Source organism: Pseudomonas sp. TH43 (assembly GCF_016650635.1).
Taxonomy (GTDB): Bacteria; Pseudomonadota; Gammaproteobacteria; order Pseudomonadales; family Pseudomonadaceae; genus Aquipseudomonas.
This window is the reverse complement of the sequence record NZ_JAEKFI010000004.1, coordinates 560897-582176: the sequence shown is the minus strand read 5'-3', so window position 1 is coordinate 582176 and position 21280 is coordinate 560897. Positions and strand designations below refer to the sequence as shown.

General features: G+C 59.1%; 18 protein-coding genes and 2 tRNA genes. 8 read left to right on the top strand and 12 right to left on the bottom strand.

The genetic code is table 11. The features are described from left to right. Nucleotides 1–73: 73 nt before the first annotated feature. The gene (gene ggt / locus JFT81_RS18935; RefSeq protein ID WP_201228487.1) at nucleotides 74–1906 is read right to left on the bottom strand and encodes a gamma-glutamyltransferase; all 1833 of its coding nucleotides are present in this window, start codon (nucleotides 1904–1906) and stop codon (nucleotides 74–76) included. 268 nt (nucleotides 1907–2174) lie between these two features. On the opposite strand from ggt, the gene JFT81_RS18930 reads away from it, so the two are divergent. Continuing rightward, the gene (locus JFT81_RS18930) at nucleotides 2175–3284 is read left to right on the top strand and encodes a DUF2817 domain-containing protein (RefSeq protein WP_201228486.1); all 1110 of its coding nucleotides are present in this window, start codon (nucleotides 2175–2177) and stop codon (nucleotides 3282–3284) included. A gap of 460 nt (nucleotides 3285–3744) precedes the next feature. Here the strand turns inward: JFT81_RS18930 and JFT81_RS18920 are convergent. Together JFT81_RS18920 and JFT81_RS18915 are read right to left on the bottom strand one after the other, a co-directional pair. Next, nucleotides 3745–3821: transfer RNA gene (locus tag JFT81_RS18920), tRNA-Met, on the bottom strand. Nucleotides 3822–3936: 115 nt separating this feature from the next. Continuing rightward, nucleotides 3937–5994: a methyl-accepting chemotaxis protein gene (locus tag JFT81_RS18915; protein WP_201228484.1), complete on the bottom strand. Its 2058-nt coding sequence runs from the start codon at nucleotides 5992–5994 to the stop codon at nucleotides 3937–3939. Between the two features lie 473 nt (nucleotides 5995–6467). Here JFT81_RS18915 and JFT81_RS18910 point away from each other — a divergent pair, with 473 nt between their 5' ends. Continuing rightward, nucleotides 6468–7685 carry an MFS transporter gene (locus JFT81_RS18910; RefSeq protein ID WP_201228483.1) on the top strand — a complete coding sequence of 406 codons (1218 nt, stop codon included), beginning with the start codon at nucleotides 6468–6470 and terminating at the stop codon, nucleotides 7683–7685. A gap of 187 nt (nucleotides 7686–7872) precedes the next feature. Here the strand turns inward: JFT81_RS18910 and ychF are convergent, their stop codons facing one another. The 8 genes from ychF to JFT81_RS18870 form a co-directional block, all read right to left on the bottom strand. Next, on the bottom strand, nucleotides 7873–8973 hold the full coding sequence (ychF, locus tag JFT81_RS18905; RefSeq protein ID WP_007912904.1) for a redox-regulated ATPase YchF: 1101 nt from the start codon (nucleotides 8971–8973) through the stop codon (nucleotides 7873–7875). Nucleotides 8974–8995: 22 nt separating this feature from the next. Then, complete coding sequence (gene pth, locus JFT81_RS18900) at nucleotides 8996–9580, bottom strand: aminoacyl-tRNA hydrolase (protein ID WP_008079560.1); 585 nt, start codon at nucleotides 9578–9580, stop codon at nucleotides 8996–8998. 171 nt (nucleotides 9581–9751) lie between these two features. Beyond that, nucleotides 9752–10351, bottom strand: coding sequence for a 50S ribosomal protein L25/general stress protein Ctc (locus tag JFT81_RS18895; RefSeq protein WP_064387646.1), 600 nt, complete (start codon nucleotides 10349–10351; stop codon nucleotides 9752–9754). A gap of 141 nt (nucleotides 10352–10492) precedes the next feature. Then, complete coding sequence (locus JFT81_RS18890; RefSeq protein WP_003171603.1) at nucleotides 10493–11434, bottom strand: ribose-phosphate pyrophosphokinase; 942 nt, start codon at nucleotides 11432–11434, stop codon at nucleotides 10493–10495. Between the two features lie 45 nt (nucleotides 11435–11479). After that, nucleotides 11480–11554 (bottom strand) — tRNA-Gln (locus JFT81_RS18885). 36 nt (nucleotides 11555–11590) lie between these two features. Continuing rightward, nucleotides 11591–12442, bottom strand: a complete 852-nt coding sequence (gene ispE / locus JFT81_RS18880) for a 4-(cytidine 5'-diphospho)-2-C-methyl-D-erythritol kinase (RefSeq protein WP_201228482.1) — start codon at nucleotides 12440–12442, stop codon at nucleotides 11591–11593. 3 nt (nucleotides 12443–12445) lie between these two features. After that, nucleotides 12446–13063, bottom strand: a complete 618-nt coding sequence (lolB, locus tag JFT81_RS18875) for a lipoprotein insertase outer membrane protein LolB (RefSeq protein ID WP_201228481.1) — start codon at nucleotides 13061–13063, stop codon at nucleotides 12446–12448. 3 nt (nucleotides 13064–13066) lie between these two features. Then, on the bottom strand, nucleotides 13067–14791 hold the full coding sequence (locus JFT81_RS18870; RefSeq protein WP_201228480.1) for a tetratricopeptide repeat protein: 1725 nt from the start codon (nucleotides 14789–14791) through the stop codon (nucleotides 13067–13069). A gap of 313 nt (nucleotides 14792–15104) precedes the next feature. Here JFT81_RS18870 and hemA point away from each other — a divergent pair, with 313 nt between their 5' ends. The 6 genes from hemA (at nucleotide 15105) to JFT81_RS18840 (ending at nucleotide 20466) form a co-directional block, all read left to right on the top strand. Next, the gene (gene hemA / locus JFT81_RS18865; RefSeq protein WP_201228479.1) at nucleotides 15105–16391 is read left to right on the top strand and encodes a glutamyl-tRNA reductase; all 1287 of its coding nucleotides are present in this window, start codon (nucleotides 15105–15107) and stop codon (nucleotides 16389–16391) included. Beyond that, nucleotides 16388–17470: a peptide chain release factor 1 gene (gene prfA, locus JFT81_RS18860; protein ID WP_201228478.1), complete on the top strand. Its 1083-nt coding sequence runs from the start codon at nucleotides 16388–16390 to the stop codon at nucleotides 17468–17470. Before hemA ends, prfA begins: the two co-directional genes overlap by 4 nt. Then, nucleotides 17471–18301, top strand: coding sequence for a peptide chain release factor N(5)-glutamine methyltransferase (gene prmC / locus JFT81_RS18855; RefSeq protein WP_201228477.1), 831 nt, complete (start codon nucleotides 17471–17473; stop codon nucleotides 18299–18301). Next, on the top strand, nucleotides 18295–19050 hold the full coding sequence (locus JFT81_RS18850) for a molybdopterin-synthase adenylyltransferase MoeB (protein ID WP_201228476.1): 756 nt from the start codon (nucleotides 18295–18297) through the stop codon (nucleotides 19048–19050). Before prmC ends, JFT81_RS18850 begins: the two co-directional genes overlap by 7 nt. Further along, on the top strand, nucleotides 19043–19834 hold the full coding sequence (murI, locus tag JFT81_RS18845; protein WP_201228475.1) for a glutamate racemase: 792 nt from the start codon (nucleotides 19043–19045) through the stop codon (nucleotides 19832–19834). Before JFT81_RS18850 ends, murI begins: the two co-directional genes overlap by 8 nt. 113 nt (nucleotides 19835–19947) lie before the next feature. Then, nucleotides 19948–20466, top strand: a complete 519-nt coding sequence (locus JFT81_RS18840) for an acyloxyacyl hydrolase (RefSeq protein ID WP_201228474.1) — start codon at nucleotides 19948–19950, stop codon at nucleotides 20464–20466. 457 nt (nucleotides 20467–20923) lie between these two features. Here the strand turns inward: JFT81_RS18840 and JFT81_RS18835 are convergent, their stop codons facing one another. After that, nucleotides 20924–21229: a YkgJ family cysteine cluster protein gene (locus JFT81_RS18835; protein WP_187678048.1), complete on the bottom strand. Its 306-nt coding sequence runs from the start codon at nucleotides 21227–21229 to the stop codon at nucleotides 20924–20926. Nucleotides 21230–21280 lie beyond the last annotated feature (51 nt).

Sequence of the window (21280 nt, the reverse complement as noted above, 5' to 3'; positions counted from 1 at the left end):
ATGTTCCAAGTTCAATCAGTTGCATGAAAAAAGGCCTACCTCGCGGTAAGCCTTTTTTGTTTGTGTCCTGGCTTCAATCCCCCAACGCTTCCCCTTCACGCCGTGGGTCCGCGCCACCTGCCAACGACGCTTTCCCCTGCGCATCCTTGACCCTCACGATGGCCTGGGTGCCGCTGGTCATATCGATTTCGTTCACCGCATGCCCCTTGTTTTTCAACGCCTGAATCAACGCCGGGCTGAACTGGCCTTGCTCCAGTTCAGTTGGGCCGTTGCGGCTGCCGAAGTTGGGCAGGCTGATGGCGCTTTGCGGGTCGAGGTTCCAGTCGAGCAGGCCGACGGTGGTTTTCGCCACGTATTCGATGATTTGCGAGCCGCCCGGTGAGCCGACGCTGGCGAGGAATTCGCCGCTGTTGCGATCGAAGATCAGCGTCGGCGCCATCGATGACCGTGGGCGTTTGCCGGGTTCGACGCGGTTGGCGACTTTCTGGCCGTTCTCTTCGGGGATGAACGAGAAGTCGGTCATCTGGTTGTTCAGTAGAAAACCCTGAACCATCAGGTGCGAGCCGAACGCGGCTTCGATGGTGGTGGTCATCGACACGGCGCCGCCGAGGTCATCCACCGCGACCACTTGCGAGGTCGAGATGCGCAGCGGCGAACGGTCAGGCGCGTAGGCTACCTGCACGCCCGGCGGTGTGCCCGGTTTGGCGCTGCCCATGCTGCGTTCGCCGATCAGGCTGGCGCGGCTGGCGAGATAACCCGGATCGACCAGACCTTTTACCGGCACCGGCACAAAGTCGGTATCGGCGACGTATTGCGCGCGGTCGGCGTAGGCCAGGCGTTCGGCTTCGGCAATCAGATGCACGGCTTGTGGATCGGGTTCTATGCCGGCCGGTTTGTCGGTTTTCACCGGTTTAAGTGGGGTGAGCGACAAGCGTGGATCGCGGGTTTCCAGCGCCTGCAAGGTGCCGAGAATCTGCGCCACAGCGATCCCCCCCGACGACGGCGGTGGCATGCCGCAGACCTGCCAGCGCTTGTAATCGGTACACAGCGGCGCGCGCTCCTTGGCCTGGTAGCGCTGTAGATCGTTCAGCGACAGGCTGCCGGGGTTGGCGTGGCCCTGAACCTTGGCGACGATCTCCTCAGCAATCGGGCCTTTGTACAAGGCATCTGCGCCTTCGTTGGCGATGCGCTTGAGCACCGCGGCCAATGCCGGGTTTTGCAGGCGCGTGCCGACGGCTTTGACGCTGCCATCGGCGTTAAGGAAGTACTTGGCCATGTCTGGCGATTTACTGATCACCGGATCAGAGGCGAGCAGCGAATGCAGGCGAGGGGAAATCGCGAAGCCTTGTTCGGCGAGCTTGATTGCCGGTTCGAACAGCTTGGCCCAAGGCAGGCGACCATGTTGCTGATGGGCCATCTCCAGCGCACGTAACACGCCCGGCGTGCCGACCGAGCGCCCTCCAATCTGCGCCTGCGGGAACGGCATCGGTTTACCGTCGGCCTGTAGAAACAGCTTTTCGGTAGCGCCCGCCGGTGCAGTTTCGCGACCGTCATAGGTGCGCACCTGTTTGCCGTCCCACAGCACGATCATCGCGCCGCCACCAATCCCGGAAGATTGCGGCTCGACCAGCGTCAGCACCGCTTGCATCGCAATCGCCGCATCAATCGCCGAACCGCCCTGACGCAGCATCTCCCGCCCCGCTTCGGCGGCCAGCGGGTTAGCGGCCGCTGCCATGTGTTGACTGGCGTGGCGGGTTTGCAGATCGGTGCGGTAACCGGAAGCGGCTTCCGGCGCCAGCGGCAGGGTCGAGGAGGGTGGGGCGTTGCACGCGGTGAGGGTCAGGGCGCTGATGATCAGCGTCAGGGCTGGCAGGCGAAAGCGGCTCAAGGGCAAGGCTGAAAACACGCGGGCTCTCCGTCCGTGGGATAAAAGTCTGAGGGACTTTATCGACCGCTCGGTCGCGACGCAAACCGATGGGCATTTTTGTCTTTCTTTTCGGGGCGGATGTTCGCTAGGGTCAACGTCAATCGACTGACCGCACACGTCCCCCTTTAGGAGTGAGCCTGCTCGCGATAGCGTCAGCACATTCAACATCATTGCTGACTGATTCACCGCTATCGCGAGCAGGCTCACTCCTACAGTTCAAAGGCATAAAAATCACAAGAGGCCAAGAATGCACAGCGAGTTCCCCACCGAATCCAGCTACCGCGATCAACGCGAACAGTTTCTGGCCGCCGCCAACGCCGCCGGCGCCACGCTCACCTCCTACGCACATCCACGCCGCGGGCCCTTCGGCGAACCCCTGAGCACTGATGTCGCCATACTTGGCGATCCGCAAGCCAAACGCCGACTGGTGGCGCTCAGCGGCACGCACGGGGTCGAGGGCTATTACGGCTCCGACTGTCAGATCGATTGGCTGAAAACCTTCGTAGCCGGCTCGCTGCCCAAGGATGTCGCGGTGGTGATGGTTCACCTGATCAACCCATGGGGCACGGCGTGGTTACGAAGGGTCAACGAAGACAACATCGACCTCAACCGCAATCACCAGGATTTCACCGGACCGCTGCCGGATAACCGTGCGTACGCCGCATTGCATGAAATCTACGCGTGCATTGATTTGAATGGCCCCGAGCGACAACGCGCCGATGCCTTGCTCGATGCCCAGATCAACCAACACGGCTGGCCGGCGGTGATGTCGATTGTCGAGGGCGGGCAGCACAGTCATCCCGATGGACTGTTTTATGGCGGCCAGGCGCCGAGCTGGTCGAATCGCACGTTGCATCAAATCATCGACGTGCATCTGGCTGGCGCTGAAACCGTGATGTGTTTTGATTTGCACACCGGCGCTGGCGAATACGGCCATCCGATGTTACTGACCATCACCGAGTCGCCTTACCCGGCACTTGCGCACGCTCAGGCGATCTACGGCCCATGGCTTTACACACTGCACACGGGCGCCGACACCTTTAGCGAAACCGGAGTGGCGGCGACGGCTACCGGATATACCTCGCAGGCGCTGCTCAATGCTTTACCGGACGTTCAGTTGATGCCGTTTGTAATCGAGTGCGGGACATATCCGGGGCCGGATGTGCATCGCTATTTGCGCGATGACCATTGGCTGCATCTGCATGGCGATCCGCTGGATGCGACGGGGAGGGGGATCAAAGTAAATTTGCTGGAGCAGTTTTATCCCGCCGATCCGGATTGGCGGGCGATGGTCGGTTTGCGCACTCGGCAAATCTGGGCGAAAGGGTTGTCGGCGATGGAAAACTGGTCGCAGTAAATCATCAGTGTCTTGGCTGCCGATACTTTCCTCTAGGCACAAAAAACGGCTCACTTTGCGGTAAGCCGTTTTTTTGTATTTGTGGTGCGCGATCTAATTCATACCTGAATCGAACCCGTTCCCTACAGCGTTTTTTCAACCTGATCTGTCGGTGCCGATTCAGTCGAATGAAAGGTTATTGCGCAGATGCTCGACGCCCTGATCGCACAGGCAGCGACCAAAGCGAGCGACGGAGAAAAAGAAGTTTGAAGTAACCCAAAGAACGCGGAACCAAGGTGCGACAACACCCTGGTGCCGCTAGCGGCCTGTGGTTACGGCAGGCAGGATTCGAGGTGAACGAGAACGTCAAAGTGCGTGTGATGAAAGGGTGTCTGGTGATTACCGCGGAATAACAGATCACCGAGACTTTTCTCGAGGCATAAAAAAACGGCCTACCTTTCGGTAAGCCGTTTTTAGTACTTGGTGGCTACACAGGGACTTGAACCCCGGACCCCAGCATTATGAATGCTATGCTCTAACCAACTGAGCTATGTAGCCAAGTGGCGCGCATTATTCCCCTGAAATGGAAAAGCGTCAAGCGTAAATTTAAAATATTTCTTCTTATTTTCAACCGCTTATCCTCCGACCCCGAAAATCAAGGCTGGGCCGGGTGTCAACGCAGCTGGAATCTTGCGGTATTGGCGCTCAGCGCATGGCTGCCCTGGCTCAGCGTGTCCGCCGCGAGATTCACTGCCCGCGCACCTTCGAGCAAACGCAACGCAGCCTGATCGACCTGCTGGATATTGCTACTGACCTCGTCGGCGGTACTCGCCTGTTCTTCAACCGCCGTAGCAATCTGCGCCAGGGTGTCAGTGACGCTCTGCACGGCGCTGGCGATTTCTCCCAAGCGTTCGCCCAGACCCGTGACCGCTTCGGCATCCGATTGCGCCTGGCCGCACGCGGCTTCCATCAGGCTCACAGCTTCATTGACCGTCGCGCGCAAGCTGTCGACCGTGCCGGCGATCTGCGCGGTGGACGACTGCGTGCGTTGCGACAGGCTGCGCACCTCATCGGCGACCACGGCAAAGCCGCGACCCTGTTCCCCGGCGCGCGCGGCTTCGATGGCGGCGTTCAGCGCCAGCAAGTTGGTCTGCTCGGCGACACCACGAATGGTGTCGACGACCAATTGAATCTGTTGCCCTTGCTCACTGACCCGGCCCAGCGCTGCCGCCGTTTCGTTGAGTCGTTGATTGAGCTGCTGAATGCTCGCGGTCGTGCGCTGGCTGTCGCGGCTACTGTCGGCGGCGATGCGTCGGGTGTGCTGCGCGCTGCCGGACGCCTGTTCACAACTCTGCGCCACGCCTTGCGACGTCGCGGCCAATTGCGTCGCGGCAGCGGCGATCTGGGATATCTGCAACTGCTGCGCCTCGACTTCACCGAGCGCGCCGCTGGAGTGATCGTTAAGGCTGCGCACCGCGTTGCTCAGTTGCGACGTCTCATGATCGACACCGAGCATGCTCGTACGCAATTGCACCACGGCGACGTTGAGTGCAGTGCTGATCGCCGCCAACTCATCGCGGCCCACCACCGGCACTTGCAGGCTCAGGTTGCCATCGCGCAGGGCTTCGGCCAGCACGGTGATGCCGCTGGCACTGCGACGGATCGAGGCTTGCAGGCAGATGAACAAATACAGCGCCGCGAGCAGCAGGCAGCCGAAGATTGTCGCGACGATGATGAACTGATGGATCGCCGAGCCGTGATAGGCGTCGAGCCGCTGATCCAGTGACACCAACGACTGCTGACGCAGTGAAGCGAGATCCGTCAGTAACGTGTCGAGGCTGCGTTCGAAGTCTTCCGGCTTGAGCGTAATGCTGCCGCCGAACACGCCGTCGTCGAGCACCTTCAGGCCGCTGTCGAGGCGTTTAAGGCTGTCATGGTATTGGTTGGCCCAGCTCTGCTGATCTGTCGGCAGGCGTGCTTCGAGCAGCGTGGCGGTTTTGACCAGTTGCTCGCGGGCGTCGCCGATGCGGCTGCGCAAGTCGCGCAACTGCAAACGGCTCTGCAGGGTGAATTGGCCGGAGACGACTGAGGCTTGGCCGACCGCAGCGAGGCGGCCGACGCGTTCGATCAGATCCGGCGCGTGCTGCGTGGAGATCTGTGTGAGCAAATAGGTTTCCAGCCACGGCGCGAGGGTCAGGCGATTGTCCATGACGATCTGCTCGCGCAACGCTTGCAGGGCGCTGAGGGCGTTGGTGAAACGGTCGTAGCCGTCCGGCCACCAACCGACGCCGCTGAGGCTTTTCGAATCTAATCCGTTCAGTGCAGTTTGCAGCGCCTGGTAACGACTGAGCGTTTCGCCTTCGGCACCTTCGTTTTTCAGGGTGTTACCCAAATCGGTGATGGCTTGCACAACCGCCGGTTGTACTGCGTCGAACGCGCCCATGGCGGCGAGGGTGGCCGGTGTCGGCTGGCGATTGGTTTCGGTAGCGCGCCAACGGGCAGCACGGTCGCGTTGGGCAGCGAGCAGGTTGTCCAGCGCATCGAGTGCGAGCAATTGACGTACGCCGGCACGTTCGCCGGAGATCAGGTTGAGCTTGTCGCGATAGTCCTGGCCAATCATCAACAGGCTGCCGGTCAACGGCAGAATGAACAGCAAAAACAACAACTGGAATTTACCTGCGAAGCCAAACCGCCCCAGCAATTTGATCCCCGGTGAAAGGAAAGCCTGCATGCCCCATGACTCCTCTGAACACCACGCACCATCGGCGTGCATCGCCGTCGTAAGACGTTGATGTTGTGCCCTGCTAAAAGGCCTCGAAAGTTCACTGTCGCCCGCTCTGTAGGCCGGCTCTGTAGCGAAACTTCCCATTGTCGGTGCCCTTTGTAAGGGCGCCGCGTTCAAGGGATGAAGCAAGGCAAGATTCAGACCATGGCGTTGCGCTATCACTTGTCCCCTGTAGGAGCTGCCGCAGGCTGCGATCTTTTGATCTGTTTTTCAGAGTCGAGATCAAAAGATCGCAGCCTTCGGCAGCTCCTACATGATTCGGTTAGTCAGTAATCCGGCCATTCAGCCATTCAGCGATTCGGTCAGATTGGTCAGATTGGTCAGTTAGTTAGCTGCCTAAGGGGATGGCGCTCGCGCACCTAAAAATGGCACATTGGCGCACCTGCCTGCGTGCACTCATCTGTTGTCCGGAAACTTCCATGGCTATCAGCAACGCTCAGACCGCCGCTGCCTCGGCGCCCGCTGCTCCGCAAAGCAGTCCATTGGTGATGCGCATCATTGGCGCGGTGGCGCTGGCGCATTTGATCAACGACTTGATTCAATCGGTGCTGCCGTCGATCTATCCCATGCTCAAGGCCAAATACGATCTGAGCTTTACTCAGGTCGGCCTGATCACCTTGACCTTTCAACTGACCGCGTCGCTGTTGCAACCGTGGGTTGGTTATCACACCGATCGGCATCCGAAACCGTGGCTGTTGCCGGCAGGCTCCATTTGCACGCTGATTGGCATCGTGATGATGTCGGTGGTCGGTAGCTTTCCAATGATTCTGTTGGCGGCGGCGCTGATCGGTATCGGTTCCTCGACCTTTCACCCCGAGGCATCACGCATCGCGCGACTGGCCTCGGGCGGACGTTTTGGTCTGGCGCAATCGACCTTTCAGGTCGGCGGTAACGCCGGTTCCGCATTCGGCCCGTTGCTCGCGGCAGCGATCATTATTCCGTTCGGCCAGGGCAACGTGGCGTGGTTCGGCTTGTTCGCGGTGTTTGCGCTGTTCGTGATGTACCGCATCAGTCGTTGGTACGCCCATCACTTGAACCTGTTCAAACTCAAGGCCGGCCAGGCGGCGACTCACGGTTTGTCGAAGGGCCGGGTGACGAGTGCGCTGGTGGTGCTTGGGCTGCTGGTGTTCTCCAAGTATTTCTACATGGCCAGCCTCACCAGTTATTTCACGTTCTACTTGATCGAGAAGTTCGACCTGTCGGTGGCCAGTTCGCAATTGCACCTGTTCCTGTTCCTTGGAGCGGTGGCGGCGGGGACCTTCTTTGGCGGGCCGATTGGCGACAAGATCGGGCGTAAGGCGGTGATCTGGTTCTCGATCCTCGGCGTGGCGCCGTTCACTTTGCTGATGCCCCACGTCGATCTGTTCTGGACCAGTGTCCTCAGCGTGGTGATCGGCTTCATCCTCGCTTCGGCGTTCTCGGCGATTGTGGTTTATGCGCAGGAACTGGTGCCGGGCAATGTCGGGATGATTGCCGGGGTGTTCTTCGGTTTGATGTTTGGTTTCGGCGGGATTGGTGCAGCGCTGCTGGGGCATCTGGCGGATGTACACGGGATTGAGTACGTGTATTTCCTGTGCTCGTTCTTGCCACTGTTTGGCGTACTGGCGATCTTCTTGCCACGCACCAAAAAGGCCTGACCCCACACCATTCCTCCCTGTGGGAGCGAGCCTGCTCGCGAAGAGGGTGTGTCAGTCAATGAATATTTAGCTGACACACCGCTTTCGCGAGCAGGCTCGCTCCCACAGGGGGAATGTGGTGGGGCGGGAAATGTTTCAGGCACAAAAAAGCCGCGTATCAAACGCGGCTTTTCCTTGGATGCTGCTTTTACACGTTGAAGCGGAAGTGCATCACGTCACCGTCTTTGACGATGTAGTCCTTGCCTTCCAGGCGCCATTTACCGGCTTCTTTGGTGCCGGCTTCGCCCTTGTACTGGATGAAGTCGTTGTAGGCGATCACTTCGGCGCGGATGAAGCCTTTCTCGAAGTCGGTGTGGATCACGCCAGCAGCTTGTGGTGCGGTCGCACCGACTTTGACGGTCCAGGCGCGGACTTCTTCGACACCGGCGGTGAAGTAGGTCTGCAGGTGCAGCATTTCGTAGCCAGCGCGGATTACGCGGTTCAGGCCAGGCTCTTCCAGGCCCAAGGCCTCGAGGAACATGTCTTTCTCTTCGCCGTCATCAAGCTCGGCGATTTCCGCTTCGATCTTGTTGCAGACTGGAACGACCATGGCGCCTTCTTCTTCGGCGATGGCGCGAACCACGTCCAGGTGCGGGTTGTTCTCGAAACCGTCTTCAGCGACGTTGGCAATGTACATGACCGGTTTGGTGGTCAGCAGGTGGAAGCCCTTGATCACTGCCTTTTCGTCAGCGCTCATGTTCTTCATCAGGCTGCGCGCCGGCTTGGCTTCGGTGAAGTGCGCGATCAGTTGCTCCAGCAGTGCTTTTTGAACGACTGCATCCTTGTCACCGCCCTTGGCGTTACGCGCAACTTTCTGCAGTTGCTTCTCGCAGCTGTCGAGGTCGGCGAAGATCAGTTCCAGGTCGATGATTTCGATGTCGCGCTTCGGGTCGACGCTGTTGGAAACGTGGATCACGTTTTCGTCTTCGAAGCAGCGCACGACGTGGGCGATCGCGTCGGTTTCGCGGATGTTGGCGAGGAACTTGTTGCCCAGGCCTTCACCTTTCGAGGCGCCGGCAACGAGGCCTGCGATGTCGACGAATTCCATGGTGGTCGGCAGGATGCGCTTCGGATTGACGATGGCCGCCAAGGCTTCCAGACGCGGATCCGGCATCGGCACGATACCGCTGTTCGGCTCGATCGTGCAGAAGGGGAAGTTCTCGGCCGCGATACCGGATTTGGTCAGGGCGTTGAACAGGGTGGACTTGCCGACGTTAGGCAGGCCGACGATGCCGCAATTGAATCCCATGGTGTTTCCCCTCGGATAAGAGTCAGGCCTTCTGGCTGTGCAGGTTTTTCATCGCGCGGTTCCATTCACCGGCGAGGATATCCGGCAGCACGCCGAGGGCAAAGTCGATGCTGGCATCGAGTTTTTCCTGTTCGGCGCGTGGCGCACGACCCAGGACGAAATTTGAAACCATACTGGCGACGCCCGGGTGGCCAATGCCAAGCCGCAGACGGTAGAACGTATTCTGATTACCCAGTTGCGCAATGATGTCGCGCAACCCGTTGTGACCGCCATGGCCGCCACCCTGCTTGAGCTTGGCGACGCCCGGAGGCAGATCGAGTTCGTCGTGTGCCACCAGAATTTCTTCAGGCTTGATGCGGAAGAAACCGGCGAGTGCCGCCACGGCCTGGCCGCTGCGGTTCATGTAGGTGGTGGGAATCAGCAGACGAACATCCTGACCCTGATGCGAATAGCGCCCGGTCAGGCCGAAATATTTGCGATCGGCCACAAGATTCACATTCTGTGCGTGGGCGATGCGCTCAACAAAAAGGGCCCCTGCGTTATGCCGGGTCTGGTCGTATTCGGCGCCTGGATTTCCCAGGCCAACGATCAGTTTGATGGCAGTCACGATAGGGGCCCTTCCTTGGAGTGGTGGATAACATCGCCGCAATCAGGAGAAGCGGCGAAAGTGGACGAAAAATGCTCATTTACCATGGATGTAAACTCCGCGTTCTCGCCCGCTTTCTCGCTACGTTCCAGTCCGCGATGTTACTTGCTCACTCCGGCTTGGCAGAGTGAATTACTCTGCTGCGCCTTCTTCAGCTTCTGGAGCTACGCGTGGAGCGTGTACGTTTGCAACAGCTTTGTCGTCACCGTGAGCCAGTGCAACGAACTCAACGCCTTTAGGGGCTTTGAGGTCGGACAGGTGGACGATTGCGCCGATTTCCAGAGCCGACAGGTCGACTTCGATGAACTCAGGCAGATCTTTCGGCAGGCAAGTTACTTCGATTTCGTTCAGGACGTGCGAGATCTCGCCGCCTTTCTTGATCGGAGCTTCTTCACCAACAAAGTGCACAGGCACGATAGCGGTCAGTTTCTGACCAGCTACAACGCGTACGAAGTCAGCGTGCAGAACGTGACCCTTGGACGGGTGACGTTGCAGAGCTTTGATGATGACGTTCTGCTTTTTGCCGCCAACGTTCAGTTCGATAACGTGGCTGTAGGCAGCATCGTTTTCGAGCAGTTTGGCAACTTCTTTGGCCAGCATGCTGATGGATTCAGGGGCTTTTTCGCCACCGTAAACAACAGCTGGAACCAGAGCGGCGAGACGACGCAGGCGGCGGCTCGCACCTTTCCCCAGGTCGGAACGCACTTCAGCATTCAGAGTAAAATCGTTCATTTTGTATCTCCAAAATAGCCATGACCGAGTGGCGTTTGCGACCAGCGCCGAACGCGGTATGGGCAAAAAAGCCCCGCCCCGACAGGAATGCCGGGGCGGGGCGCTTTTCGTCAACGAGACATTTCGAGAAGGGCAGGGCCCTTAACGGAACATCGCACTGATCGATTCTTCATTGCTGATGCGGCGAACCGCTTCGGCAACAACCGGTGCGATATCCAGTTGACGGATACGTGCACAGGCTTGTGCTGCAGCGGACAGCGGGATGGTGTTAGTCACCACCAGCTCGTCCAGCACGGAATTTTCGATATTCTCGATGGCCCGACCCGACAGCACAGGGTGTGTGCAGTAGGCAAAGACCTTGGCTGCGCCATGCTCTTTCAGGGCCTTTGCCGCGTGGCACAGAGTGCCGGCGGTATCGACCATGTCATCGACCAGAATGCAGGTACGCCCTTCGACATCACCGATGATATGCATCACTTCAGAGTGATTGGCTTTCTCACGGCGTTTGTCGATGATCCCGAGATCCACGCCCAGCGACTTGGCAACAGCACGTGCACGCACGACGCCACCAATGTCCGGGGACACAATCATCAGGTTTTCGAAGCGCTGATCTTCAATGTCATCCACCAATACCGGGGAGCCGTAGATGTTATCTACCGGAATATCGAAGAAACCCTGAATCTGGTCAGCATGCAGATCAACCGTGAGAACACGGTCGATGCCGACTACGGTAAGCATGTCAGCGACGACTTTCGCGCTGATAGCCACACGTGCGGAACGCGGACGGCGATCCTGACGGGCATAACCAAAATAAGGAATAACAGCAGTGATACGAGTAGCCGAGGAGCGGCGGAAGGCATCAGCCATCACTACCAGTTCCATCAGGTTATCGTTGGTCGGAGCGCAAGTCGGCTGAATAATGAAAACGTCTTTACCGCGAACGTTTTCATTGATCTCTGCAGTAATTTCGCCGTCGGAAAACTTGCCGACAGAGATGTCACCGAGAGGGATATGCAGCTGACGTACAACACGCCGAGCCAGATCGGGGTTAGCGTTCCCCGTAAAGACCATCATCTTGGACACGCGCAGTACCTAGAGGCTGAGGGTAACCTGGATGAGTATAGAAAATGGCAGGGGCGGCTGGATTCGAACCAACGCATGGCAGGATCAAAACCTGCTGCCTTACCGCTTGGCGACGCCCCTGTATCTGTTGCATCAAGTGCCGAGCACTTGGTTCCTTTAGAGCAGACTTTGCAGCTTGCGATGCAACATCGAAACGTTGCTTCCTTTCGCTACAAACCCTGTAAGGGTCTCTGTCAGAAGGGCCGAGACTTTATCAGCTTCAGCTTTGCTTGGGAAGCCCCCAAACACACAACTTCCAGTTCCGGTGAGCTTTGCTTCGGTAAATTTACCTAACAAATCCAACGCGTTACGTACTTCTGGATAACGCCTTGCAACCACCGGCAAGCAGTCATTTCGACTGTTTCCCTCGGGAACGGGGCGCACTTTAATGGGCGGCGTGTTACGTGTCAACAATGGATCTGAAAAAATTTCTGCCGTACTTACAGAGACTTGCGGTACGAGCACCAGATACCACGGTTCTTCGGGATCGACCGGGGTGAGTTTCTCGCCCACGCCTTCGGCAAAAGCCGCATGACCGCGGACGAAAACCGGAACGTCAGCACCCAGCGAAAGACCCAGCGCGGCCAGGCGATCTTCATCCCAGCCCAGTTGCCACAAATGATTCAGACCGAGCAAAGTAGTCGCCGCGTTCGAGCTGCCGCCACCAATGCCGCCACCCATGGGCAGCACTTTATCAATCCAGATGTCGATACCGAGTGCGCAGCCGGATTGTTCTTGCAGCATTTTCGCTGCACGCACGATCAGGTTGCTGTCATGCGGCACGCCTTCAAATTCGGTGTGCAGCTGAATCACGCCGTCATCACGCACGGCAAACGTGATTTCGTCGCCGTAATCGACAAACTGAAACAGCGTCTGCAACTCGTGATAACCGTCTTCACGGCGACCGAGAATGTGCAGCATCAGGTTGAGCTTTGCTGGCGATGGCAGGGTCAGGCGTGCAGCGGTCATGCGTTATTGCCCCAACTTGCGCGGTTGCCAGGTCTTAATCACCAGCGTCACGTCGAGGTCGGTGCCGTGCAGTTTGATGCGCTCGGGCAACCAGTAGCCGTTTTGTTCGGTGTAGGCGGTGTATTCGACTTTCCAGCCATCCTGTTCAAGGTCGGCCAGACGGCTGTCGGCGTCCAGATTCAGACGACTTTTGCTGCCCGGAGCTGGCAGACCACGTACCCACCAGGCCAGATTTGACACCGGCAGTTTCCAGCCAAGCTGCTCTTGCAGCAGGTCTTCTGGAGATTGCGATTCGTAGCGGCCCTGATTGGCGACTTCCAGCGATACTTTGCCCGGACGTCCGGTCAAGCGTGCAGCGCCACGACCCAATGGGCCGGACAGGCGGATGTCGTAATAGTCCTGGCGCTGCAGCCAGAACAACGTGCCGCTGCCGGAATCTTTCGGTGCGCGGATGCCGATCTTGCCGTCGATCTGCCAGCCGTCGAGGCCGGTCAGCTGTTGTTTGTTCGCGGCCCATTGAGCCGGACTGCCGTGGCCTTCGACCGATTCGCGAGCGCCGAAACCCGCGCAACCGGCGAGCAGGGCGATGAAGCTGAAAACAATAACGTGGCGCAAAAACATGAGTTAAAGAGTCTCGGATCCGGTCAGGCGCTTGATGGTGCTGCGCAGAATGGTGCTGTCGGGCTGATCCTTGAGGAATTTGCCCCAGATTTGTTTGGCTTCACGCTGGTTGCCCTTGGCCCACAACACTTCGCCGAGGTGCGCGGCGACTTCGTGATCCGGGAAACGCTCCAGCGCCTGGCGCAGGTATTTCTCGGCGTCATCCAGATTGCCCATGCGGTAATTCACCCAGCCAAGGCTGTCGAGGACCGCCGGGTCTTCCGGATTGATCTGGTGTGCCTGCTCGATCAGCGCTTTGGCCTCAGCGTAGCGTGTCGTCCGGTCAGACAGGGTGTAGCCCAAAGCGTTCAGCGCCATGGCGTTGTCCGGGTCGCGCTTGATGATCAGGCGCAGGTCTTTTTCCATCTGTGCCAGGTCATTGCGTTTTTCCGCGAGCATGGCCCGGGTGTACAGCAAGTTCAGGTCGTCCGGGTATTGCAGCAATGCCTGTTGCAAGACTTTCCAGGCTTTGTCGTCCTGTTTATTGGCCGACAGGGTTTCCGATTCGATCAGATACAACTGAATGGCGTAATCCGGTTCTTCGTCACGCTGGGCCGCCAGTTTGCTTTGCGCTTCAGCGGTCTTGCCGTTGTTCATCAGAATATCGGCCTGACGCAATTGTGCCGGCAGATAGTCGTTGCCCGGGCCAACCTGCGCATATTCGATGAGCGCGCCTTGCGGGTCGTTGCGCTCTTCGGCAATGCGACCCAGGTTCAAGTGCGCGGAGTCAACGTGGCTTTCGCGGGCGATCAAGTCTTCCAGATAGCCTTTGGCCTCGTCCCAGGCCTTGGCTTCCAGGCACACCAGCGCCAGCGAGTAACGCAGTTCGTCGTCTTCCGGGTATTGCTGAACGAGGCTGGAGAACTCGGCCTTGGCGTCGTCCATTCGGTCCTGTTCGACCAGCATGCGTGCGTAAGTCAGACGCAGGCGTTTGTCGTCCGGGTATTTCTTGATGCTTTTTTGCAGCAGCGGCAGCGCTTCGCCGCCGCGATTCATCAACTGAAGCAGGCGGGCGCGCAGCAGAATCGGCGCTATTTCGCCTTCTTCCGGTGGATGGTCTTCGAGCAGGGTCAGTGCCGCACGATTGTCGCCGTCCTGCTGCAACAGCAGGGCCTTGCCGAAAATCAGCTGGCTGTTGTTCGGATGACGCTGCAACAAACGGTCGAAGCTTTTCATCAGACCGTTACGGGTTTCCTGATCGGTGTCGGCCGCTGACAGCGCGAGGAAGTCGAAATGGGTGTCGCCCTTGCCTTGCAGGACTTTCTCCATATAGACCATCGAGTCGTCGTAACGCCCGGCGCGTGCCAGTTGCACGGCGGCGGCGCGTTGCGCTTCGAGATCGTCCGGGGCGTTTTTCGCCCAGATCAGCGCGGTATCGAGGGCCGGTTGATCGGCGCCCAGATATTCGGCAATACGGAACGCACGCTCGGAAACACCCGGATCCTGGGTGTTGATGGCCTGGGTCACGTAGTTATCCAAGGCAATGTCGAAGCGATTGCGCTGGCCGGCGAGTTCGGCGCTCAACAGACTGAAAACGGTTTCTTCGCTGAACGAGCTGTAAACCTTGGGTTTTTCAGGCGCGGGCGTGGTGTCTTCGACCGGCGGCGTACCGTCCGGCGACACGGGTGCCAAGGCCTGGCAGCCGCTGAGGAAGACAAAAGCGAGGAGCAACGCGGAGGATCTATTCATATAGGAAGAGGACGACTAACCTGCGGTCGGATCATCATGACACAAGCTTTGGGCCAAACATAACCGCTCAGGCAATTTACGCTGATCCCATGGAGGGGCTGCCGCAGGCTGCGATCTTTTGATTCTGGTTTTTTCAACAGCAAGATCAAAAGATCGCAGCCTGCGGCAGCTCCTGCATGGGTTGGTGTGTACATGAACGAGAATGGATCGCAGCATAAGATGGATACAATTGGTCCGATAGAGATCCAATAGTTGTTCTGAATCTGACGAAGTAGGACAATTGCCGGCTTCACGTCACCATCAGCGACCTTGAATGGCCTTCCTTGCACTCGGTATCAACCACAAGACTGCTTCAGTAGACGTCCGCGAGCGCGTGGCCTTTACCCCTGAGCAGCTGGTGGAGGCCTTGCAGCAGCTCTGCCGACTGACCGACAGCCGCGAAGCTGCGATCCTCTCCACCTGCAATCGCAGTGAGCTTTATATAGAGCAGGATCAGCTTTCTGCCGATATCGTGCTGCGCTGGCTGGCCGACTATCACCATTTAAGCCTCGATGAGCTGCGCGCGAGTGCTTATGTGCACGAAGATGATGCGGCAGTTCGTCACATGATGCGTGTCGCCTCCGGGCTCGACTCGCTGGTGCTGGGCGAACCGCAGATTCTCGGTCAGATGAAATCGGCCTACGCCGTGGCCCGCGAGGCCGGCACCATCGGGCCGTTGCTCGGGCGACTGTTTCAAGCGACGTTCAACGCCGCGAAGCAAGTGCGCACCGACACCGCCATCGGTGAAAACCCGGTGTCCGTGGCATTTGCGGCGGTCAGCCTGGCCAAGCAGATTTTCAGTGACCTGCAACGCAGCCAGGCGTTGCTGATCGGCGCCGGCGAGACCATCACCCTGGTCGCCCGCCATCTGCACGAACTGGGGGTCAAACGCATCGTCGTCGCCAACCGGACGCTGGAGCGCGCCAGCCTGTTGGCGGAGCAATTCGGTGCCCACGCGGTGTTGTTGTCGGACATCCCGGCAGAACTGGTGCGCAGCGATATCGTCATCAGCTCGACCGCCAGTCAGTTGCCGATCCTCGGTAAGGGCGCGGTGGAAAGCGCATTGAAGCTGCGCAAGCACAAGCCGATATTCATGGTCGACATCGCCGTGCCGCGGGATATCGAGCCGGAAGTCGGCGAACTGGACGACGTTTACCTCTATAGCGTCGACGATCTCCACGAAGTGGTCGCCGAAAACCTCAAGAGCCGTCAGGGCGCAGCGCAAGCGGCCGAAGAGATGGTCTCGATTGGCGCCGACGATTTTATGGTGCGTCTGCGCGAACTGGCGGCGGTCGATGTGCTCAAGGCCTATCGTCAACAGAGCGAACGCCTGCGCGACGAAGAGTTGCAAAAGGCCCTGCGCCTGCTGGCCAATGGCGGCAACGCCGAAGATGTGCTCGGGCAACTCGCTCGTGGCCTGACCAATAAACTGTTGCATGCGCCCAGCGTGCAATTGAAAAAGCTTTCTGCCGAAGGCCGCCTCGATGCGCTGGCCATGGCCCAGGAACTCTTTGCCCTCGAGGGCTCACCGGATAGCTTTTCGGATAAAAAACCGCAATGAAAGCGTCACTGCACAATAAGCTGGACACTCTCCAGGATCGTTTCGAGGAACTGACCGCGCTGCTCGGCGACGGCGAAATCATTGCCGATCAGACCAGGTTCCGCGCGTATTCCAAGGAATACGCCGAACTCGAGCCCGTCGTACACGCCTATCAAAAGCTGCTCAGCGTACAAAGCGATCTTGAAGGCGCGCAGGCGCTGCTCAAGGACAGCGACCCGGACATGCGTGAAATGGCCGTGGAAGAAGTCCGCGAAGCCAAAGAACTGCTGGTGACCCTGGAAGCCGATCTGCAACGCATGTTGCTGCCCAAGGATCCCAATGACGGCCGCAACGTCTTCCTCGAAATTCGCGCCGGCACCGGTGGCGACGAGGCGGCGATCTTCTCCGGCGACCTGTTCCGCATGTACTCGCGTTACGCCGAGCGGCGGGGCTGGCGTGTGGAAATTCTCTCGGAGAACGAGGGCGAACACGGTGGCTATAAAGAAGTCATCGCCCGCATTGAAGGCGACAACGTTTACGGCAAGCTGAAATTCGAATCCGGCGCGCACCGCGTACAGCGTGTACCCGCCACTGAATCCCAGGGCCGTATCCACACCTCGGCCTGCACTGTGGCCGTGTTGCCCGAGCCGGATGAGCGCGAAGCCATCGAGATCAACCCGGCGGACTTGCGCGTCGACACGTTCCGCTCCTCCGGGGCCGGTGGTCAGCACGTCAACACCACTGACTCGGCGATCCGCATCACGCACATACCGACCGGCACCGTCGTCGAGTGTCAGGAAGAACGTTCTCAGCACAAGAACCGTGCCCGCGCGATGGCTTGGCTGTCGGCCAAACTCAACGATCAGCAAACCGCTGCGGCAGCCAATGCGATTGCCAGCGAGCGTAAATTGCTGGTCGGTTCCGGCGACCGTTCCGAGCGCATTCGTACCTACAACTTTGCTCAGGGCCGGGTCACCGACCACCGCGTCAACCTGACCCTGTACTCCCTTGATGAAATTCTCGCCGGTGGCGTTGAAGCGGTGATCGAGCCTTTGCTGGCCGAGTACCAGGCCGACCAACTCGCTGCGATAGGTGAATAAATGACCATCATTGCCAGCCTGTTGCGTGCCGCCGAACTCCCGGATTCGCCCACTGCGCGTCTGGACGCCGAATTGCTCCTCGCCGCGGCGCTGGGCAAATCGCGCAGCTTTCTGCACACCTGGCCCGAGCGCATCGTGCCGAGTGAAGCAGCGTTGACCTTTGCCGAGTACCTGCAACGTCGTCGTGGCGGTGAGCCTGTGGCGTACATCCTCGGCCAGCAGGGTTTCTGGAAACTGGATCTGGAAGTGGCGCCGCATACGCTGATCCCGCGTCCCGATACCGAACTGCTGGTGGAAGCGGCGCTGGAATTGCTGCCCGCGACGCCGGCCACAGTCCTCGACCTCGGTACTGGCAGCGGCGCGATTGCCCTGGCCTTGGCCAGCGAGCGTCCGGCGTGGAATGTCACTGCCGTGGATCGCGTGCTGGAAGCTGTAGCACTCGCTGAACGTAACCGTCAGCGTCTGCATTTGAACAACGCCACGGTGCTGAGCAGCCATTGGTTCAGCTCGCTGGCGGGTCAGCGTTTTCAGTTGATCATCAGCAACCCGCCGTACATCGCCGCCGCAGATCCGCACCTGGTTGAAGGCGATGTGCGCTTCGAACCGGCCAGCGCATTGGTCGCCGGTGAAGACGGGCTCGACGATCTGCGCTTGATCGTCGCCCAAGCCCCGGATCATCTGGAGGCCGGTGGCTGGCTGATGCTCGAACATGGCTATGATCAAGCCGAAGCCGTACGCGATCTGCTACTGACTCGTGGCTTCGAAGAAGTCCACAGCCGCACCGATCTGGGCGGTCATCAACGCATCAGTCTGGGACGCCTGCCGTGCTGAATGATCAGGAATTGCTGCGCTACAGCCGGCAGATTCTCCTGCAACACATCGACATCGATGGCCAGTTGAAGCTCAAGGACAGTCGCGTCCTCATCGTCGGTCTCGGCGGTCTCGGCGCGCCAGTAGCTTTGTATCTGGCCGCCGCGGGTGTCGGCGAATTGCATCTGGCGGATTTCGACACGGTCGACCTGACCAACCTGCAACGTCAGATCATTCACGACACCGACAGCGTTGGCATGAGCAAGGTCGATTCGGCGCTCAAGCGCCTGGGCGCGATCAATCCCGAGATTCAACTGATTGCTCATCGTCAGGCGCTGGACGAGGACTCTCTCGCCGCTGCCGTGACCGCGGTGGATCTGGTGCTCGACTGTTCCGACAATTTTTCCACCCGCGAAGCGGTCAACGCGGCGTGTGTGGCCGCGCGCAAACCGCTGGTCAGCGGCGCGGCGATTCGCCTTGAAGGGCAACTGTCGGTGTTCGACCCGCGCCGCGACGAGAGCCCGTGCTACCACTGTTTGTACGGGCACGGCAGCGAAGCCGAGCTGACCTGCAGCGAGGCGGGCGTGGTCGGGCCTCTGGTCGGTCTGGTCGGCAGTCTGCAGGCGCTGGAGGCGTTGAAAGTGCTGGTCGGCTTCGGTGAGCCGCTGGTGGGGCGGCTGCTGTTGATCGATGCCCTTGGTTCGCGCTTCCGGGAGCTGCGCGTCAAGCGTGATCCGGGTTGCAGCGTCTGTGGCTCGCGCCATGCGTGAAGCGCCGATCGGCGTGTTCGATTCCGGTGTCGGCGGCTTGTCGGTACTGGCGGAAATCCAGCGACTGTTGCCCAACGAGTCGTTGTTGTACGTCGCCGATTGCGGGCATGTTCCCTACGGCGAAAAGACCCCGCAATTCATCCGCCAGCGCTGTAGCGTGATGGCCGGTTTTTTCCGCGAGCAGGGCGCCAAGGCGTTGGTGCTCGCCTGCAATACCGCCACCGTGGCCGGCGTTGCCGATCTGCGTTGCGACTTTCCCGATTGGCCGATTGTCGGTATGGAGCCAGCGGTTAAACCGGCGGCGGCAGCCACCCGCAGCGGTGTGGTGGGCGTGCTCGCCACCACCGGCACGTTGCAGAGTGCCAAGTTCGCCGCCTTGCTTGATCGCTTTGCCACCGATGTACGCGTGATCACTCAGCCGTGTCCAGGCCTGGTCGAGCTGATCGAGAGCGGCGATCTGCACAGCCCGCAATTGCGTGCGCTGTTGCAGAGCTACGTTGATCCGTTGCTGGCCAACGGCTGCGACACGATCATACTGGGCTGCACCCACTATCCCTTCCTCAAGCCGATGCTCAAGTCGATGATCCCCGAAGACATCAGCCTGATCGATACCGGCGCCGCCGTCGCGCGACAGCTTCAGCGCTTGTTGGCCGAGCGCAATCTGCTCGCCGAGGGGCCAAGTCAAGCGGCAAAGTTCTGGACCAGCGCCGATCCGGGTCATTTCAGAAATGTCCTTCCTGTTCTATGGCATTCGTCTGGCAGCGTAAAACCCTTCGATTTGTAAAAATAATGTGAAAGAAACATGGGAATCGGCTGAACTTCTGTTCGAGCGCAGATTTCTATAGCGTTGAATCACCTTAAAAACCAAACGATCGTTCCGGAAAAGGAAGTTTCAAAGTGAAGCGACTATTCTGCTTGGCCGCGATTGCGGCCGCACTAATGGGGCAAAGTATTACTGCACAAGCTGCCGGCGTTGAATTCGCCGTTGGCGCGACAAGCGATTCAACCATGACTTATCGTCTTGGGATGAATTTCGACTGGGACAAAAGCTGGCTGCAGAGTGACGTCGGTCGCCTGACCGGTTACTGGAGCGGTGCCTACACCTACTGGGAAGGTGACAAGACTTCCAGCAACAACAGCCTGTCGTTCTCGCCGGTATTCGTTTATGAATTTGCCGGCCAGTCGGTCAAGCCGTATGTGGAAGCGGGGATTGGCGTGGCGGCGTTCTCCAATACCAAGTACGAATCCAACAACATCGGCGGCTCTTTCCAGTTCGAAGATCGCCTCGGTTTTGGTCTGCGTTTCAACGGCGGGCATGAAGTCGGGATCCGTGCGACGCACTATTCCAACGCCGGCCTGGCCAGCAGTAACGACGGCGTAGAAAGTTACGCGCTGCACTACACCATGCCGCTGTAACCCGCCGTTGTAGGAGCCGAGCTTGCTCGCGAAAGCGGTGACTCAGTCAAAACATTCATCGACTGACACCACGCCTTCGCGAGCAAGCTCTGCTCCTACAAAACCGAGGGGATCAGCGGGCAGTAACGATGGCGTAGAACGTTACGCGCTGCACTACACCATGCCGCTGTAACCCCGGCCTTGTAGGAGCCAAGCTTGCTCGCGAAAGCGGTGACCCAGTCAAAACGTTCATCGACTGACACCACGCCTTCGCGAGCAAGCTCTGCTCCTACAAGCCCGAGGGGATCAGCGGGCAGTAACGACGGCGTAGAAAGTTACGCGCTGTACTACACCATGCCGCTGTAACCCGCCCTTGTAGGAGCCGAGCTTGCTCGCGAAAGCGGTGCCCCAGTCAAAACGTTCATCGACTGACACCACGCCTTCGCGAGCAAGCTCTGCTCCTACAAAACCGGGGGGATCAGCGGTAGGCGGTGGCGATGCCCTGGCGCTCTTCGATGCACTCCGGAGCGCCCATTTCGAATTCGCGGCAAATCAGCGGACGTTTCTCATAGATCGTGCACATCATCGTGTCGCGATCCAGCGCCGCGCACCAGCCGTCGTCCAGACGCAGCATCACTTCACCACCCCACTCATCGGTATCGATAAAACGATCAGGCACGCCGGTGTCGGTGATCAGCATCACTTCGAGCTGACAGCAGCAGGCTGCGCAGGTCGAGCAGGTGACAGCAGGCTCAGTGATTTGCTGGTGGGGAATGGTTTTCATGGCGGCAGTGTAAGGCAGCGACCGATGACTGTGTGAAAGGTCTGACGGACG

Bases quoted from the DNA above. Each gene is read 5' to 3' on its own strand.
- JFT81_RS18930 (WP_201228486.1), top strand. From the start codon at position 2,175: ATGCACAGCGAGTTCCCCACCGAATCCAGCTACCGCGATCAACGCGAA.
- JFT81_RS18915 (WP_201228484.1), bottom strand. From the start codon at position 5,994: ATGCAGGCTTTCCTTTCACCGGGGATCAAATTGCTGGGGCGGTTTGGC.
- JFT81_RS18910 (WP_201228483.1), top strand. From the start codon at position 6,468: ATGGCTATCAGCAACGCTCAGACCGCCGCTGCCTCGGCGCCCGCTGCT.
- ychF (WP_007912904.1), bottom strand. From the start codon at position 8,973: ATGGGATTCAATTGCGGCATCGTCGGCCTGCCTAACGTCGGCAAGTCC.
- JFT81_RS18895 (WP_064387646.1), bottom strand. From the start codon at position 10,351: ATGAACGATTTTACTCTGAATGCTGAAGTGCGTTCCGACCTGGGGAAA.
- ispE (WP_201228482.1), bottom strand. From the start codon at position 12,442: ATGACCGCTGCACGCCTGACCCTGCCATCGCCAGCAAAGCTCAACCTG.
- lolB (WP_201228481.1), bottom strand. From the start codon at position 13,063: ATGTTTTTGCGCCACGTTATTGTTTTCAGCTTCATCGCCCTGCTCGCC.
- JFT81_RS18870 (WP_201228480.1), bottom strand. From the start codon at position 14,791: ATGAATAGATCCTCCGCGTTGCTCCTCGCTTTTGTCTTCCTCAGCGGC.
- hemA (WP_201228479.1), top strand. From the start codon at position 15,105: ATGGCCTTCCTTGCACTCGGTATCAACCACAAGACTGCTTCAGTAGAC.
- prfA (WP_201228478.1), top strand. From the start codon at position 16,388: ATGAAAGCGTCACTGCACAATAAGCTGGACACTCTCCAGGATCGTTTC.
- prmC (WP_201228477.1), top strand. From the start codon at position 17,471: ATGACCATCATTGCCAGCCTGTTGCGTGCCGCCGAACTCCCGGATTCG.
- murI (WP_201228475.1), top strand. From the start codon at position 19,043: ATGCGTGAAGCGCCGATCGGCGTGTTCGATTCCGGTGTCGGCGGCTTG.
- JFT81_RS18835 (WP_187678048.1), bottom strand. From the start codon at position 21,229: ATGAAAACCATTCCCCACCAGCAAATCACTGAGCCTGCTGTCACCTGC.